This window comes from Aquirufa sp. 5-AUSEE-100C1 (genome assembly GCF_054558655.1).
Genome location: NZ_JBPXKO010000004.1, coordinates 110,096 through 126,665, shown reverse-complemented (window position 1 = coordinate 126,665; position 16,570 = coordinate 110,096). Strand labels below are relative to the sequence as shown.

Annotated in this window: 11 protein-coding genes; all 11 read left to right on the top strand. The window is 44.7% G+C overall.

All coding sequences use genetic code 11. The annotated features are described in order from the left end of the window. The first annotated feature begins 119 nt into the window (after positions 1–119). The 11 genes from ACMH5P_RS10390 to ppk1 all read left to right on the top strand — a co-directional run bounded on the left by ACMH5P_RS10390 (position 120) and on the right by ppk1 (position 16,552). Positions 120–2,960, top strand: coding sequence for a PQQ-dependent sugar dehydrogenase (locus ACMH5P_RS10390; RefSeq protein WP_459494304.1), 2,841 nt, complete (start codon positions 120–122; stop codon positions 2,958–2,960). 59 nt (positions 2,961–3,019) lie between these two features. After that, the gene (locus ACMH5P_RS10385) at positions 3,020–4,318 is read left to right on the top strand and encodes a glycoside hydrolase family 88/105 protein (protein ID WP_459494303.1); all 1,299 of its coding nucleotides are present in this window, start codon (positions 3,020–3,022) and stop codon (positions 4,316–4,318) included. 25 nt (positions 4,319–4,343) lie between these two features. Beyond that, a complete protein-coding gene (locus ACMH5P_RS10380) occupies positions 4,344–4,721 on the top strand; it encodes a hypothetical protein (protein WP_459494302.1) in 378 nt (125 codons plus the stop codon). A gap of 69 nt (positions 4,722–4,790) precedes the next feature. Beyond that, positions 4,791–7,103, top strand: coding sequence for a TonB-dependent receptor domain-containing protein (locus tag ACMH5P_RS10375; protein WP_459494301.1), 2,313 nt, complete (start codon positions 4,791–4,793; stop codon positions 7,101–7,103). Next, complete coding sequence (locus tag ACMH5P_RS10370; RefSeq protein WP_459494300.1) at positions 7,100–8,230, top strand: hypothetical protein; 1,131 nt, start codon at positions 7,100–7,102, stop codon at positions 8,228–8,230. The genes ACMH5P_RS10375 and ACMH5P_RS10370 overlap by 4 nt, the downstream gene beginning before the upstream one ends. 48 nt (positions 8,231–8,278) lie before the next feature. Then, positions 8,279–9,040, top strand: coding sequence for a 2-dehydro-3-deoxy-D-gluconate 5-dehydrogenase KduD (gene kduD / locus ACMH5P_RS10365; RefSeq protein ID WP_459494590.1), 762 nt, complete (start codon positions 8,279–8,281; stop codon positions 9,038–9,040). Positions 9,041–9,177: 137 nt separating this feature from the next. After that, positions 9,178–10,341, top strand: coding sequence for a glycoside hydrolase family 88 protein (locus tag ACMH5P_RS10360; protein ID WP_459494299.1), 1,164 nt, complete (start codon positions 9,178–9,180; stop codon positions 10,339–10,341). 111 nt (positions 10,342–10,452) lie between these two features. Next, entirely contained in the window at positions 10,453–11,976 is a 1,524-nt protein-coding gene (gene purH / locus ACMH5P_RS10355) for a bifunctional phosphoribosylaminoimidazolecarboxamide formyltransferase/IMP cyclohydrolase (protein ID WP_459494298.1), read from the top strand. Positions 11,977–12,071: 95 nt separating this feature from the next. After that, positions 12,072–14,039 (top strand): DNA topoisomerase (ATP-hydrolyzing) subunit B, encoded by a 1,968-nt coding sequence (gene gyrB / locus ACMH5P_RS10350; RefSeq protein ID WP_459494297.1) that lies wholly within the window; start codon positions 12,072–12,074, stop codon positions 14,037–14,039. Between the two features lie 4 nt (positions 14,040–14,043). Then, the gene (locus ACMH5P_RS10345; protein WP_459494296.1) at positions 14,044–14,262 is read left to right on the top strand and encodes a hypothetical protein; all 219 of its coding nucleotides are present in this window, start codon (positions 14,044–14,046) and stop codon (positions 14,260–14,262) included. A gap of 1 nt (position 14,263) precedes the next feature. Beyond that, complete coding sequence (gene ppk1, locus ACMH5P_RS10340) at positions 14,264–16,552, top strand: polyphosphate kinase 1 (RefSeq protein ID WP_459494295.1); 2,289 nt, start codon at positions 14,264–14,266, stop codon at positions 16,550–16,552. Positions 16,553–16,570 lie beyond the last annotated feature (18 nt).

The window sequence follows — 16,570 nt, the reverse complement described above, 5'->3', positions numbered from 1 at the left end:
ACATTTCTTGGGAAAAATTTTGGTCGACACATGTCTCATTTTCGTATCAAATCTGCGGGCCACATTTTTAATTCCCGATTAATGTATCATTTTTGTAAAATAATAAATCTAGACTTACTATGAAGCAATTTTTACTAGCCGTTTCGCTAGCATTTACCTCGCTCGCCGCATTCGCGCAAGCCCCCGATGAAAATCGTTTTGTTAAGTCGGTCCTCGTAGATAAACTCGACGAGCCGATGGAATTTACCTTCTTACCCGATGGACGCATCGTCTTCGTTGAGCGCAAAGGAGAGGTGAAACAATATGACCCGGCGACGGGCATCACCAAATCCGTGGGTAAAATCGTTACGAATACCAAATACACCAACCGCCTAGGCCAAGTTCGCGAAGCCGAAGAAGGCGTTATGGGTGTGATTGTGGATCCTAATTTCAAGGAAAATCACTGGTTATACATCTATTATGCACATCCCAAAGATCCCAAGCACGTGTTAGCTCGGATGGAATTGAAGGAGGAACAATTACTAATAGATCAACAAAAAATTATCTTGGAAGTTCCGACCCAACGTGAGGAATGCTGCCACACGGGTGGAGGAATGGTTTTTGATAAATCAGGAAACCTTTTCTTAACCGTCGGAAACAACACAAGTAACAGTAATTCAGATGGTTATGCGCCGATTGATGAGCGTCCTGGTCAGGCCTATTGGGATGACCAACGCGGTGCTTCGAACACCAACGATTTGCGTGGTAAGATTTTACGCATACACCCAGAGAAGGATGGTTCTTACACCATTCCAAAGGGTAATTTATTTGCTCCAGGAACTCCAAAGACACGTCCGGAAATCTACACGATGGGACACCGCAATCCTTGGAGACCTAGTTTAGATTCGAAAACAGGCTTTTTGTATTGGGGCGAAGTAGGTCCTGATGCATCGGTTGATTCAGAAAAAGGACCGCGTGGTTATGATGAATTTAACCAAGCCAAAGGACCCGGATATTACGGTTGGCCTTACTTTATCGGAAACAACCAAGCCTATGCCGATGTGAATTTTGAGACCTTGGCGATAGGACCTAAATTCAATCCAGCTGCTCCGATCAACGATTCACCGAACAATACGGGTTTACGTGAATTGCCACCGGCAACCAAAGCAATGATCTGGTATCCTTATGGAACATCGGATGAGTTTCCATTGGTGGGATCTTCTGGTCGTTCGGCGACAGGCGGTCCCGTATTTCACCGTTCCGATTTCCCGAATGGGAAGCGTGTTTTCCCATCTTATTATGAAGGGAAATGGTTGATCGTGGAGTTTATGCGTGGATGGATCATGGCAGTAACCATGGATGAAAACGGAAACTATAAATCGATGGAGCGCTTTATGCCAAATACAACGTTTGGTTCAGCCATCGATATGGATTTCAGTCCCGAGGGTGATTTATATGTTTTGGAATATGGTTCTGCTTGGTTCCGAGGAAATGAAAACGCACGTTTGGTAAAAATCGAATACCAAGGCGGTAACCGTAAGCCGGAGGTTGTAGCAACGGCTGCCAATAAAGCAGGTGCGGCTCCATTTACCACAACACTTTCGTCAGAAGGTACGAAGGATGCGGATGGAGATAAGTTGACCTATACCTGGACGGTTAAAAAGGCAGGGAAGTTTGTGAAAAACTTATCTGGCGAGAAAGCAACGTTGAACTTAAAAGATGCTGGCAAATATGCCGTAATCTTGAAAGCGACGGATGCCAAAGGAGCTAGTAATACAGCAGCCTTGGAAATCTTGGTAGGGAATGAGGCTCCGGTAGTAGATATCGATTTTGAAGGATCCAACAAATCATTCTATTTCGCTGATTCAGCACCGAAATACAAAGTGAAGGTAAGTGATAAGGAAGATGGTGAATTGGAGAAGGGCATCGCGCCTGAATCCGTGGCTGCTACCTTGGATTATATTCCATTTGGATATGATCCAATTGAAATGTCACAAAGCCATCGCAAGGCAGATTCGGATTTATTTGCCTCAGCAGGTTTGCGCTTAATTAATAAGAGCGATTGTAAATCTTGTCACCAATTGAACGTGCGTTCGGTAGGACCGAGCTATAATGAAGTGGCAGTGAAATACAAGGGTCAAAATGTGATTGACCAATTAGCTGATAAAGTGATTGCCGGTGGAATGGGCGTTTGGGGAGAGCATGCGATGTCGGCACACCCAGCGATTTCCAAAGCAGATGCGAAGCAAATGGTTTCTTATATCATGAGTTTGAGCGAGCCAAAGGCTTCCAACAAGATTGCCTTGAAAGGGGAGTTGGCTTTGGTGAAACCTGAAGGCCAAAAAGCATCGAAAGGTGTGTTCGTTGTTCGTGCGACCTATGTAGACAAGGGTAATAAGAAAATTGCTCCGGTTCAATCCGAGAAGTGGGTGTTCTTACGTGCTCCTCAATTGGATGTAGAGAAAGCGGATGTTTCGAAGGGAATTATGCAATTAATTACTCCGGGCCGGTCGACAAACATGGTGGGTCAAAATCCTTACTTAGGTTACAAAGGATTAGATTTGACGGGTATTTCTACGATTGATATTTCGGCATCTGCACAGGCACGTACGAATGCAGCTGGGGGTGTGATTGAGATTCGTTTGGATTCGCCAACGGGTCCTGTGATAGGAAAAACGAATATGATTGAGGTATCCCAAGGTGGATTTGGTGGACCGCCAGCGGCTACGACTCCGGGTAAGGGAGCACCGCTTGGAACTGCCGTGGCTGCGCCAGCGACACCGGCTGCAGCACCTGCCACAGGAGCACCGGCTGCGGGGGCGCCGGCCCAACAAGCGCCACGACGTCCAGCACCATCCTCACAGAAAGTTGCGATCCAAGCAACAGCTGGCGATCATGATGTCTATTTTGTGGCGGTGAATCCGAAGGCTGCGGAGCAACAAATTGTTGTGCAGATCCAAGGAATTGAAATGAAAAAATAGCCGTAGTAGCTAGTATAATTGGGGTTTGTTTGTCTTTATGATAAATAAGCCCCTTTTTTATGCGTTATACCCTTGTTCTCCTTTTGATTTCATCGAGCTTATTTGCTCAAAAAAATATCACAGCAGCATCGGATGCGACGGCACCCCTTCATGCCTTACAGCCGGATTATCCGACGCGTTATGGCGCTGCTACGGCCCAAGAGGTACAATCGGTCATCGACCGTGTTTACAATTACCTTGAAGTGGCGACGCCAAATCAGTTTGTTAATAAATCCACGGGAGCAGTTTGGTCGCCCGGTCAACCTTTCGAGGAACAAACGGTTTTTTCCAAAGGGGATTTTCGACCGATATCTTATGAGTGGGGGGTAACTTATTCGGGGATGTTAGAGCTGAGTCGAATTACGGGTTCTCCCAAATACAAGGAGTATGTTTTTAACCGTCTGAACTTAATCGCATCAGCGATTCCCGCTGCGAAGAATAACGATTCAAAACATGTATTGCATGGCTTGATTCATCCGCGTGCTTTGGATGACATTGGCGCGATGGGGATGGCTGTGGTGAAGGCGAAGAAGGCAGGGTTTTCGACCGACATGGTTTTTGTGACCCAACGTGCGTCAGATTTTATCTTAAAGGAAGAGCATCGTTTGCCCGATCGTACCTTGGTTCGCATACGTCCTCTGCATCATACGATGTGGTTGGACGATGTGTACATGGCCATTCCGGCTCTTTTGCAATTGGGGGAATACGAGGAGGCGGTTTTTCAGTTCAATGCGTATCGCAAGCGTATGTTTAATCCAAACTTGAATATCTACATGCACGGATATTTAGTCGATGCGGAGGAGCATCCCGAGTTTCATTGGGCGCGCGCGAATGGCTGGGCTTTGTTGACGACTTGTGAAATGCTCGAGTTCCTCCCAGCGAATCATCCCGCCAGACCAGAAGTTTTAAAGCAGTTGAAGCTCCATTTAAAAGGTTTGATGTCCTACCAAGATGGGACGGGTTTTTGGCATCAATTGATTGATAAAAATGATTCCTATCTTGAGACATCGGCAACGGCAATTTACACCTATGTGATGGCCAAAGGGATTAACATGGGCTGGTTGGATCCGAAGACCTATGGCCCGGCCGCTTTGTTGGGCTGGAATGCCGTCGCATCCCGTGTGAACGAAAAGGGACACGTGGAAGGCACCTGCGTGGGAACGGGCTTGGCTTGGGATCCGGCTTTCTACTACCACCGACCGATTTCTCCATTTGCGGCGCATGGGTATGGACCGGTTTTATTGGCGGGTTCGGCAATCATGGAATTGGTGAAGTCGAAGAATTATCAGATTAATGATTCGGCGGTGCATTTGAAATAAAGAATCGCTGACCTATCTTTGCAACGTGAAACGCATAGCAGCCCTTTTATTGTTTCTTGCGATGCAGCTGCCCTTGATGAATCAATGGGGTGCTGTGGCATATTATCGGGTGAATCAGGACTATATTGCTAAAAATCTTTGCGAGAATCGGGATAAACCGATGTTGAATTGTAATGGCCAATGTTACTTAGCCAAGCAATTAAAGGCCGTCGAAGAAAAGGAGCAGAAATCGAACTCCGAGCGTTTAGAAAAAATGCCTGAAGTTGTTTTGGCTTTTCAAGCGATCCGTCCTGTTTTCTCTTGTGCTTTCTTTCAAATTTCTCCTGTTGAGAATCATTTCAACACATTGGATTTTATCCTTTCAAATGAGGCGAAAGGTTTGTTTCATCCACCACGGGTTTAATTAATTTTTTTGGATTCTGTATACCCTCGGTTATTCGCCGTGGGCAATATTCATTTTAATTAATTATTCATGAAACAATTATTATTCGTGATGTTATTGTGTATAACATCTTTTGCGCACGCACAAAAAATAAAAGTACTTAATTCCATTACTAATGAGCCAATTCTAGGTGCTAGTCTGAAGAAAGGCACCCGAATTATTTCAATTTCAAATGAGCGTGGCGAGTTTGAGGTGAAAGAAAAAGGGGAGTTTGTTGTATCTGCCTTAGGTTATCAAACAACGAAAACGAATGCCGAAAGTCTAATTTATTTAGAAGAAGCATCTCAAACACTTGAATCGGTGGTCGTAACGGCCTCGAGACAGGCAGCAACACGGGCTGAGACACCTGTTGCCATTCACAAAATTGGATCCGCTTTAATTCAAGATACGAAGGCGCTTCAGTTAACCGAGCTTATTAATAAGGTTCCGGGAGTGGTGATGTTGGACTTCCGAAATGAACAACATGGGATGGGTATTCGCCAACCTTTTGGAAAGTCTGCTTATTTCTTATACCTGGAAGATGGTCTCGCCTTACGTCCTTTAGGTGTTTTTAATCACAATGCATTGATTGAAACGAATCTTCAGGGGTTAAATTCAGTGGAAGTAATTAAGGGCCCAGCATCTTCACTTTATGGTCCTGAAGCTGTGGGTGGTGCCATTAATTTAATTACTAAAACAGTGCCAGGTATCCCTACTGCTCAAATCGGCTATCAAATGGACCAATGGGGTTACAAGCGTGTTCAATTTACAGCAGGAGCTCAGTTGGGCAAAAAATGGTCGATCATGACGGGAGGCTATGTGGCTCGTCAAAATGATTCTTGGGCATCTAATTCGGATTTCGATAAGACATCAATCAATGTGCGCGTGGATTACCAATTAACGCCTAAAACAAAACTTTGGAGTTCATTTGCGTATAACGATTATTTCTCGCAAACGGGTGGTAATATCGATAGTACGGGTTTCTACTCTCGTACGTATAAAAGTCCTGCGGATTTCACCTACCGTTCTTCCTTTTCATCGCGCTCTCGTTTGACTTTGGAGCATAAATGGTCGGAGAAAGCAAATTCAAGTTTAACCGCTTTTTACCGGGATAATGCCTTAGGTCAAAATCCATCCTATTCGATATCGTGGTCATCACCTTCTCTGACAGCTTCTGGACAAATCAATGAAAATAGCTTCAAGAGTTTTGGTTTGATGGGGCAGCATACCCAAAATTTTGAATTTCTGAATTCAAAATTAGTGGCCGGGTTTTTGTTAGATCGTTCTCCGAATGACTACTGGGCTTATCGAATCAATTTAGCTGCAACGCTTCGTGCGGATAAAAAGTCGGTAGAAAAATTTACGATTACACAGGTCTTGCCATCGACTTTCTTGGGAAATTATTCGGCCGTGATATGGAATCAAGCTGCCTATGCACAATGGGATTTACAACCTATTAATAAATTGCATTTGTCATTTGGCGGTCGTTTCGATCATATGTCGTTTGATTACACGAACTTTATTGATAATTCAACGGGATCAAAGCGTTATGCGCAGTTTTCCCCGAAGTTGGGAATTACCTACGAGGCTAGTTCGAATGTGGGCTTTTATGGAAATTATTCGAAAGGATTTTCTCCGCCGGCTCTCTCAGCCGTGTTCCGTGCCCGACCAGCTGCTCAAGTTGCAGCAACGGGTGAGAAATTTTATCTAAGCATTGATCCGGCGGTATTCTCAAATTACGAAGTAGGCGGCTGGGCTTCTTTGTTCTCGAATAAAGTGTATATTGATTATACATTCTATCGTTTGGAGGGGAATAATGAGTTGTTAGGTGTTCGTTTACCCGATAACACGACGGATTATTTATCAGCCGGAAAGACCTTACACGAAGGAATCGAATATCAAATCACCTATCGTCCCAATGATGCTTGGAATTTCCGGTTTGGAGGGACAAATGCCAAGCATACCTTCGTAGATTTTGTCTTAAGTACGCGTGCATCTGATGCCTTGAAAAATGTGAATGGGAAAGAGATGCCTCAAGCGCCTAATTTCATTGCCAACTCCGAGCTAACCTACAAATACAAGGGCGCTCGTATCGCGCTGGAATGGCAAAAAATTGGTCCTTGGTTTGAGAATCAGGTAAATACCAAAAGATATGAGGGCGTTTCAGTCTTTAATCTTCGCCTAGGTTACAATTATAAGGCATATCAATTCTTTACAAACATTTTGAACATAGGTGATGCACTATATGCCACAACGGCGACGCGCGGAAATAACGCAACAGATAAAGCTACCTACACGCCAGCTGCGCCGCGTACCGTGGTAGCCGGTGTTCAAATCGATGTATTCCAACTATTCAAAAAATGAAAAACCTAATCCTTTTGCTCGTTTTTTTTGCGCAGTTCTCTTTCGCGCAAACGGTGTCTAATCCAGCTAATCAGGCCTTGGATCCCTCTTTTGCCTTGAAATCGAACGGCGATGTCGTGCTTTCTTGGGTAGAGAAATCAGCCAATGGCGTTTTGTTTTTCCGAAAAGTCAATCAGGGGCCTGCTGAGCAGGTCCCTATTGATAAAAAAGCGTCTACCCATGCGGAAGGAATGCCCAAGTTGGCCTATAAAGCTGACGGATCATGTATCCTCTTGTATGAAATGAACCGACCTACAGCTGGCTCTCGTTTTAATGGCGATTTGTTATATGCCATGGAAATCAATGGGGTATGGCAAAAGCCTCAATATATTCACAAGGATACAGCAGCGGGTCTTAGTCATTCGTTTGGGAAGGTTATTTCATTACCCAATGGGGAAGTAGGGGCTTACTGGTTGGATGTCAAAGTAGGTCCGAAAGGTCGGACCTTAGTGACCGCCTCAACAAGTCCTAGGAATGGGTTTGGAGAAATGAAAATTCTCGATAAACAGACCTGCGAATGTTGTCGGATCGATGCCTTAGCTGACGCGAATGGGAATGTCGATGTCATTTACCGTGATTTGAATGACAAAGGGGAGCGAGATATGGGGTACATCCATTCGAGTGATTTTGGTAAAAACTATACTGAATCCGTCCCACTTTACGAAGATCACTGGAAGGTAAACGCCTGCCCACATGCAGGACCATCCCTAGCTCGAGGCTCAAAAGGTTTAGAAGCGGCTTGGTATACAGGTGCAGAAGGTTCATCAGGAATCAAATGGGCCTACCAAGGTTCGAAAAAAATGATACTCCATTTGCTAGGCAACAAAATGCGTATGCCTCAGTTGGCCTCGAATCCCAAAGGTGAGACGGCTTTAGTTTATGCCGAAATTAAACAGGATGGGGAGCGCTATTACAAGCAAATCGGATTCGTGGTAAAGGATGTGAAGGGGAAATTAACAAAATCTTATGTTTCCGACCCTTCTTTTGATTGTGCCTATCCGGTGATTACATGGAATGGGGAATCTTGGGTGATTGCTTTTGAGGTCAATAAGGATTCAATGCAGCAGATTCAAGTCGTATTTAAATAGGTCTGAGTAAATAAATGACGACCTTGGCTTTTAATGCATATGAATACGATGGAATCATTTGATTTAATGGGCAAGGTCGCCTTGGTGACAGGATGTAAGAAAGGGATTGGGATGGCCATGGCTATCGGACTTGCGGAAGCAGGTGCGGATATTATTGGCGTTTCGGCTTCCTTGGAATTACATGGATCTGAAATCGAAAAAGCGGTCACCGCTTTGGGAAGAAAGTTTAAAGCCTATCAGGCAGATTTCTCGGATCGAGAATCTCTGTATGATTTTATCAAAGCCGTTTTGCGCGATGTGCCGCGGATTGATATTCTCGTAAATAATGCGGGCACCATTTTACGTGACCCCGCAGCCGAGCATTCGGATGAGTATTGGGATGAGGTCTTGGAAGTGAATCTTTCATCCCAGTTTATTTTAAGCAGGGAAATAGGACGCTCCATGATTGCCCAAGGCTCCGGAAAAATCATCTTTACGGCCTCCTTATTGAGTTTTCAAGGCGGAATTAATGTACCAGGTTATGCGGCCAGCAAAGGCGGTGTTGCTCGTTTAACGATGGCATTGGCCAACGAATGGGCAAGCAAGGGGATTAATGTCAATGCAATTGCACCGGGTTATATCTCAACCGATAATACAACGGCTTTGCGGGAAGACAAGGAGCGTAGTGCATCTATCTTAGGTCGGATCCCCGCGGGTCGTTGGGGCGAACCAAACGATTTCAAGGGCCCTGTGGTTTTCTTGGCATCGGATGCCGCGAAATATGTGCATGGAACGATCTTGACTGTGGATGGCGGATGGATGGGAAGGTAGACGTTAGACGCTGGACAGTAGACTTTGGGAATGTAGAGACGCGATACTTCGCGGCTAATTAAGAGTAAGATTTAATTTTTAAATATATTAGTTTTACAAACGTCTAGCGTCTAACGTCCGACGTCTAATCTAAACCTATGAAAAAAACAATCCTAATGGCACTCTTGTTGCCATTGTCGGTTTTTGCGCAAAAAATCGATGTGAATAAGCAATTTAAATTAGCGGAGCAGCAGTACCAACGGATGTTGGCCGATCATCCGGATACCTCTGTCACTGTTCACTCGGCGAATCATGATGGAACCTATCGCAACATGCCATCGAAATGGTGGTGTTCTGGATTTTTCCCGGGAGGTTTGTGGCAATTGTATGAGCGTTCGAAAGATCCGCAATGGGAGAAGGCAGCTCGTCTATGGACAGCCGCGGTGGAAAAGGAGCAGTTCAATACGGGAACCCATGATTTGGGCTTCATGATGTATGATTCTTTTGGTCAGCAATTGCGTTTGACCAAAGATCCCAAAGCGAAGCAAGTTTTGATTCAATCGGCGAAGTCGTTGGCTACCCGTTTTGATCCGAACATTGGTTTGATTAAATCTTGGAATAGCTTTAAGGGAGGTTATAAATATCCTGTGATCATAGATAACATGATGAACTTAGAATTGTTGTTCTGGGCATCGCGTGAAACGGGTGATCCACGTTTCCGCCAAATCGCGATTACCCACGCGGATAATACGATGAAGCACCATTTCCGTCCCGACAATTCGAGTTACCACGTGATTTTGTACGATGTAGATGGAAAGGTTTTGGCCAAAAAACAGCATCAAGGCTATGTTGATGAGTCTTGCTGGACCCGTGGCCATGCTTGGGCCATGTACGGATATGTAGAAATGTATCGCAATACCAAGGACAAAAAGTATTTAGATTTTGCACAAAAGATTTCGGATTACTATTTGAATCATCCGAATTTACCGGCCGACAAGATTCCTTATTGGGATTTTTTTGCGCCGAATATTCCGAACGAGGAGCGTGATGCATCAGCCGGCGCAATTGCGGCATCAGCCTTGTTGGAATTAAGTACCTATTCCGGTGAAAAAGGTAAGCGTTATTATGCCGATGCCGTGAAGATGTTGGAGTCCTTATCGACACCCGCATATCGTGCAGCCTTGGGTGAGAATAATAATTTCTTGATTAAGCATTGCGTAGGAGCAAAGTCCTTAGGTTCAGAGATTGATGTGCCTTTAATCTATGCAGATTATTACTATTTAGAGGGCTTGTTACGTTACGAGCGTTACAACAAAAAGTAGTAGGACCTGTTAAGCTTTGGCAAACCTTCAAGGATTGCCAAAGCTAAGCAAAAGGTTTGCCAAAGCTATCCAAAATACGTACATTTGTGGCTTCATTTTTTATCAAGCCCCATGTCGTTAAAGAAAATTCAATCAGCCTTAATTTCAGTTTATTACAAAGACGGTTTAGCACCGATTATTCAAGAACTACACAAGAACGGAGTAACGCTTTATTCAACCGGAGGGACACAATCCTTCATTGAAGAATTAGGCATTCCGGTAATCGCTGTGGAGGACTTGACGGGTTATCCTTCCATTTTTGGCGGTCGGGTAAAAACCCTGCACCCCAAAGTATTTGGTGGTATCTTACACCGCCGTGATTTGGCTTCGGATGTCGAGGTTGCTAAGCAATACGAAATTCCTGCTTTGGATTTGGTGATGGTGGATTTGTATCCCTTTGAGGAGACTGTAGCCTCGGGTGCATCAGATGAGGATATTATTGAGAAAATTGACATCGGGGGTATTTCCTTGATTCGTGGGGGAGCGAAAAATTTCAATGATGTATTAATCGTTTCTTCGCGTGAGCAGTATGCAGAGGTATCATCGATTTTCGCGGCGCATGGATCTGCATCCACAACACTCGAAGAGCGTAGACGTTTTGCTCAGAAGGCATTTGCCGTTTCATCGCACTACGATGGAGCGATCCAGCGTTATTTTGCGGGAGAGTCGGCTGATTTAGCGAATTACACCAGCTTGCCTGCGAATAGCTTGCGTTATGGTGAGAATCCTCACCAACAAGGTACTTTCTACGGGGATTTAGCAGCCTTGTTTGATAAATTACACGGGAAGGAGTTGTCGTACAACAACTTGGTTGACGTGGACGCTTGCATTACCTTGTTGGATGAATTTGATGAAACGGCTTTCGTGATTATCAAGCACATGAATGCTTGTGGTGTGGCGACCGGCCAAACGGTGAAAGAGGCCTATGATAAGGCTTTGTCTTGTGATCCTGTATCGGCGTTTGGTGGTGTTTTAGCGACAAACAACGAAGTGGATAAGGCGGCTGCGGAATCTATCAATCCGTTATTCTGTGAGATTTTAATTGCTCCTTCATTTACGGAGGAGGCCTTGGAGATTTTAAAGACGAAGAAGAATCGTATTTTGTTGAAGCGCAATGCGGTGGAGTTCCCTAAGAAAATGTTCAAGACCTTATTGAATGGTGTCTTGGAGCAAGACAAGGATTTGGTGATGGAAGGTGTTGCGGATTTCAAAACGGTTACGAAGCGTGTGCCGACGGACGAAGAGAAGCGTGCTTTGGCATTTGCGTTGAAGATTTGTAAGCATACGAAGTCGAATACGATTGTTTTGGCAAATGATGGCCAACTATTGGCATCGGGTGTAGGTCAAACTTCACGTGTGGATGCGTTGAAACAGGCGATCGATAAGGCGAAGGAATTTGGGTTTGATTTGAACGGTGCGGTGATGGCATCGGATGCCTTTTTCCCATTCCCAGACTGCGTAGAGATTGCTGGAAAAGCGGGAATTGTGGCAGTGACCCAACCGGGAGGTTCGATCAAGGATCAGGATTCGGTGGATTATTGTGACGCCAACAACATTGCCATGGTGATGACGGGAATTCGCCACTTCAAACATTAGGATTATTCAGTTAAAATTTTTATTTTTAAGGCTAAGAATCAACAATTAGTACGAGTGATTAATAAGCTCGTTAACCAACACATTTAAATTAACTTATGTCAGAAGCACAAGATACATCAGCTCAAGATCGGGCAAATTATGGTGCAGATAATATTCAAGTATTAGAGGGTTTAGAGGCGGTTCGTAAGCGTCCTTCCATGTACATCGGGGATACCGGAATTAAGGGTTTACACCACTTGATTTGGGAGGTTGTCGACAACTCGATTGACGAGGCATTAGCGGGCCATTGCGATAAGATTAAAGTAACGATCAATACGGATAATTCCATTTTGGTAGAAGATAACGGTCGGGGTATTCCGACGGGCATGCATACCAAGGAGAAGCGCTCTGCTTTGGAAGTTGTTATGACTGTTCTTCACGCCGGAGGTAAGTTTGATAAAGATACCTACAAGGTTTCTGGAGGTCTTCACGGTGTGGGGGTTTCTTGTGTGAATGCCTTGTCGACGGACTTAAAGGTGACTGTACATCGTGAAGGAAAAATTTTCCAACAAGAGTATAAGATTGGTGTTCCTCAATATCCGGTAAAGGAAGTGGGAGAGACGGATCGCACGGGTACATCGGTCTTGTTTAAGCCGGATGAGACAATCTTTACGGTAACGGAATATAAATACGATACGGTAGCGGGTCGTTTGCGTGAGTTGTCATTCTTGAACGCGGGTATCCGTGTGATATTGACAGATTTGCGTGAATTGGACGAAGAGGGAAATCCACGTTCAGAGGAGTTCTTCTCAGAGGGTGGTTTGCGTGAATTCGTGACGTATTTAGATGCGACACGTGAGCCATTGTTGACCGAGCCTATTTACATGGAGGGTGACAAAAATGGTGTTCCGGTTCAAGTAGCGATGGTTTATAATACATCGTATACAGAGAACGTCGTATCCTATGTGAACAACATTAACACGATTGAAGGTGGAACGCACGTCGCGGGTTTCCGTGGGGCTTTGACACGTACGTTGAAGAATTATGCGGACAAGTCGGGCGCACTAGAGAAATTAAAAATTGATATCGCGGGGGATGACTTCCGTGAGGGTTTGACGGCCGTTATTTCGGTGAAAGTTGCTGAGCCACAATTTGAAGGACAAACCAAAACCAAATTAGGTAATGGAGAGGTTTCCGGTGCGGTTTCAGCGGCGATGTCGGATATGCTTGAGACATGGTTAGAGGAGCATCCGAAAGAGGCTCGTCAGATTGTAGCTAAAGTAATCTTGGCGGCGCAAGCGCGTCATGCGGCACGCAAGGCGCGTGAGATGGTGCAGCGTAAAACGGTTTTGGGCTCGAACTCTTTGCCAGGTAAATTGGCGGATTGCTCGGATTCGGATCCAGAGACTTGTGAGATTTACTTAGTCGAGGGAGACTCGGCGGGTGGAACTGCCAAGCAAGGACGTAACCGTGCTTTCCAAGCGATTTTACCTTTACGCGGTAAGATTTTGAACGTGGAGAAGGCGCAGGAATATAAAATTTACGAGAACGAAGAGATTAAGAACATGATTACGGCGCTAGGCGTGTCCTTTGGTAAGGATGGCGATGAGCGTGCGTTAAACATGGATAAATTACGTTATCACAAGGTGATCATCATGACCGATGCGGACGTTGACGGTAGTCACATTCGTACGCTTATTTTGACATTCTTCTTCCGTTACATGCGGGAGTTGGTGGATCGTGGATGTATTTACATCGCACAGCCGCCGTTGTATCAAGTGAAGAAAGGCCAACAGGTTCGTTATGTTTGGACGGAAGACCAACGGAATCAAGCGATTCAAGAGTTGGCAGGAGCAGGAAAAGAAGACAGTGTGGGCGTTCAACGTTACAAGGGTCTTGGAGAGATGAACGCGGAGCAATTGTGGGAAACGACTATGAATCCAGATTCTCGTACCTTGAAGCAAGTAACCGTGGAATCGGCGATTGAAGCGGATGTCTTGTTCTCGATGTTGATGGGCGATGAGGTAGCACCACGTCGTGATTTCATTGAGAAGAATGCGAAATACGCGAAAGTAGACGTCTAGTTTCATGGAATTCGATTTTAAATCCTATCATTTGCGTGGCATTCACGCAACGACCGTGGAGGAAAAACAACAGATCAATCAGGAATTGAAAGATCTTTATGATTCCTTAACGGACGAGGATAAACGAATATTTAATTTGGAGCTTCAGAAGTTCCTGGCGACCGAGATGGGCCAACTGGGTTCGGATTACGAAGCGATTAAAAACCAAATTCCACAAGCCTAATATGAGTGACTCGAAATTAAATCAGATCATTAACGAAACAGAAGATTCCTCACAGGGGAATCTTTTGTCGTTCCTACAGCCCAAAAATTGGAAAATCAATTTAATGGCACCTCGCGAAGCCAATCGCAAGGTGGAGAAGTCTATGCAAAAGGCGCAGGATACGATCGCGAAGGCACGGTATATCTCGCGTGATTTGTCCTGGTTGAAGTTCGATGAGCGTGTTTTGGATCAAGCGCGCGATCAGGAAAAGAGCTTATTTGATCGTTTAAAGTTTTTGGCGATTACAGCTTCTAATCTGGATGAATTCTTTACCATCCGGATGGGCTCTTTGTATAATTACATCGATTTTGGAAAAGAGCGAACGGATTATTCCGGTTTGCGCGAAGTGCCCTTTAAGCAAACATTGATTGCGGCAGCGCAGGAATTTAGCCAAGAAAAGCACCGTCTATTTTTGGAGGAAATACTTCCCTTATTTCCTGAAAATGGCTTGTTATTAGCTTCATTGGACGATTTAACGCCGGATGAATTAGCCGATGCGGAGGCTTATTTCCATCGCACGATCTACCCGATGTTGACGCCAATGGTTTTTGACCATACGCATACCTTTCCTAGTTTGTTAGCCAAAACCTTGATTTTTGGGGTGGTGACGGTGGGAATTGCCGACAAGAAAAATTCGAAAGGAAAGTACGAAAAGGATCGCAAGATTTCGTTTGTGCAAATTCCGTTGAACCTGACTCGTCTGTATGTGATTGAGCGGGATGATAAGATTTTATTCTTGCCCATTGAGCAGATTATTCAGCATTATTTACAGGTTTTGTACCGTAATGTGGAGATTGAATCGACTACCTTATTCCGAATCACGCGGAATGGGGATTTCGATGTTGTGGAACATGAGGATACGGAGACTGACTTTGTGGATGAGGTGAAGAAGAAAATTAAGGATCGCCGACTGGGTCGTGTGACCCGGGTGGAAGTAGAGCAACATCATTCCGATTTCTTATTAGGAGAGATGTTGAAGCGCTGGAATTTAGAGAAGTCGGACATTTTTGTCAAAAAAGCCATGCTGGATTTTACCGCATTCTGGCAAATTTTAAAGCATCCGGAATTCAAGGCGAAATTAGCTCCCAATCCATCCGTTGTGGCACCACTTGGATTGAAGTCGGTGAAGATTAATGACATCTTCGAAACGATGAAGCGTGGGGATATTTTATTGCATCATCCCTACAACAACTTTGAGCCAGTCATTCAATTGCTGGAACAAGCGGCCGAGGATTCGCAGGTATTGGCGATTAAAATTACCCTTTATCGGATATCCAAAAATTCACGTATTGCGAGTGCCTTGTTACGCGCGGCGGAGAATGGAAAGCACGTTTCGGTATTGTTTGAGGTAAAAGCACGTTTCGACGAGGAGAATAACATTCGGGAGGCGACACGTTTACAAAAGGCGGGTTGTTTTGTGATTTATGGAATTCCGGGATTGAAAACGCATACCAAATTATTGCAGGTCATTCGAAATGAAGGAACGCATGTGATGAGCTATGCGCACTTATCCTCAGGAAATTATAACGAGGATACGGCGAAGCTTTACACGGATTTGGGTCTCTTGACAACTGATTCGCGGATTACCCAAGACATTTCGGAGTTCTTTAACGTAATCACGGGTCATTCCATGCCGACGCATTATGAACATTTGATTACGGCACCGCGTGACATGCGGAATCGTCTCATTGAGATGATTGATGAGGAGATTGAAAACCACAAGCAAGGAATTCCGGCTGGAATTTGTTGGAAGATTAATTCCTTGCAAGATTTGGATACCATGGAGGCCTTGTATCGTGCTTCCAATGCGGGTGTTCCGGTCTTATTAATCATACGTGGAATCTGTTGCATTCGTCCGCAGCGTAAAGGTTTGTCGGAGAACATATTCATCAAATCCATCGTCGGGAATTACCTTGAGCATACGCGCTTGTATTATTTCCACCGCGGAGGCGAGGCAAAGGTATACGGAGGTTCGGCGGATGTGATGGTTCGGAGTTTTGATCGTCGGATCGAATCCTTATTTGAAATGGTCAATCCACGTGCGAAGCACATGGCTATTACAATCTTGGATTGGAACCTTCGGGATACGGTGAATTCGTATGAGATGCAAGAGGATGGTAATTATTGGAAGGTAGAAAGTAGCGAACCTTTCAATATTCATGAAGCTTTTTATAAAATTTCGGAGGAGGATTTGATTGAACAAATTACCTTTGAGAATTATACCGTCAATTTGACGCAAACAGAAAATTAATTACACCAACAAACATAC

Bases quoted from the DNA above. Each gene is read 5' to 3' on its own strand.
- ACMH5P_RS10375 (WP_459494301.1), top strand. From the start codon at position 4,791: ATGAAACAATTATTATTCGTGATGTTATTGTGTATAACATCTTTTGCG.
- purH (WP_459494298.1), top strand. From the start codon at position 10,453: ATGTCGTTAAAGAAAATTCAATCAGCCTTAATTTCAGTTTATTACAAA.
- ACMH5P_RS10370 (WP_459494300.1), top strand. From the start codon at position 7,100: ATGAAAAACCTAATCCTTTTGCTCGTTTTTTTTGCGCAGTTCTCTTTC.
- ACMH5P_RS10385 (WP_459494303.1), top strand. From the start codon at position 3,020: ATGCGTTATACCCTTGTTCTCCTTTTGATTTCATCGAGCTTATTTGCT.
- ACMH5P_RS10360 (WP_459494299.1), top strand. From the start codon at position 9,178: ATGAAAAAAACAATCCTAATGGCACTCTTGTTGCCATTGTCGGTTTTT.
- kduD (WP_459494590.1), top strand. From the start codon at position 8,279: ATGGAATCATTTGATTTAATGGGCAAGGTCGCCTTGGTGACAGGATGT.
- gyrB (WP_459494297.1), top strand. From the start codon at position 12,072: ATGTCAGAAGCACAAGATACATCAGCTCAAGATCGGGCAAATTATGGT.
- ppk1 (WP_459494295.1), top strand. From the start codon at position 14,264: ATGAGTGACTCGAAATTAAATCAGATCATTAACGAAACAGAAGATTCC.
- ACMH5P_RS10390 (WP_459494304.1), top strand. From the start codon at position 120: ATGAAGCAATTTTTACTAGCCGTTTCGCTAGCATTTACCTCGCTCGCC.
- ACMH5P_RS10345 (WP_459494296.1), top strand. From the start codon at position 14,044: ATGGAATTCGATTTTAAATCCTATCATTTGCGTGGCATTCACGCAACG.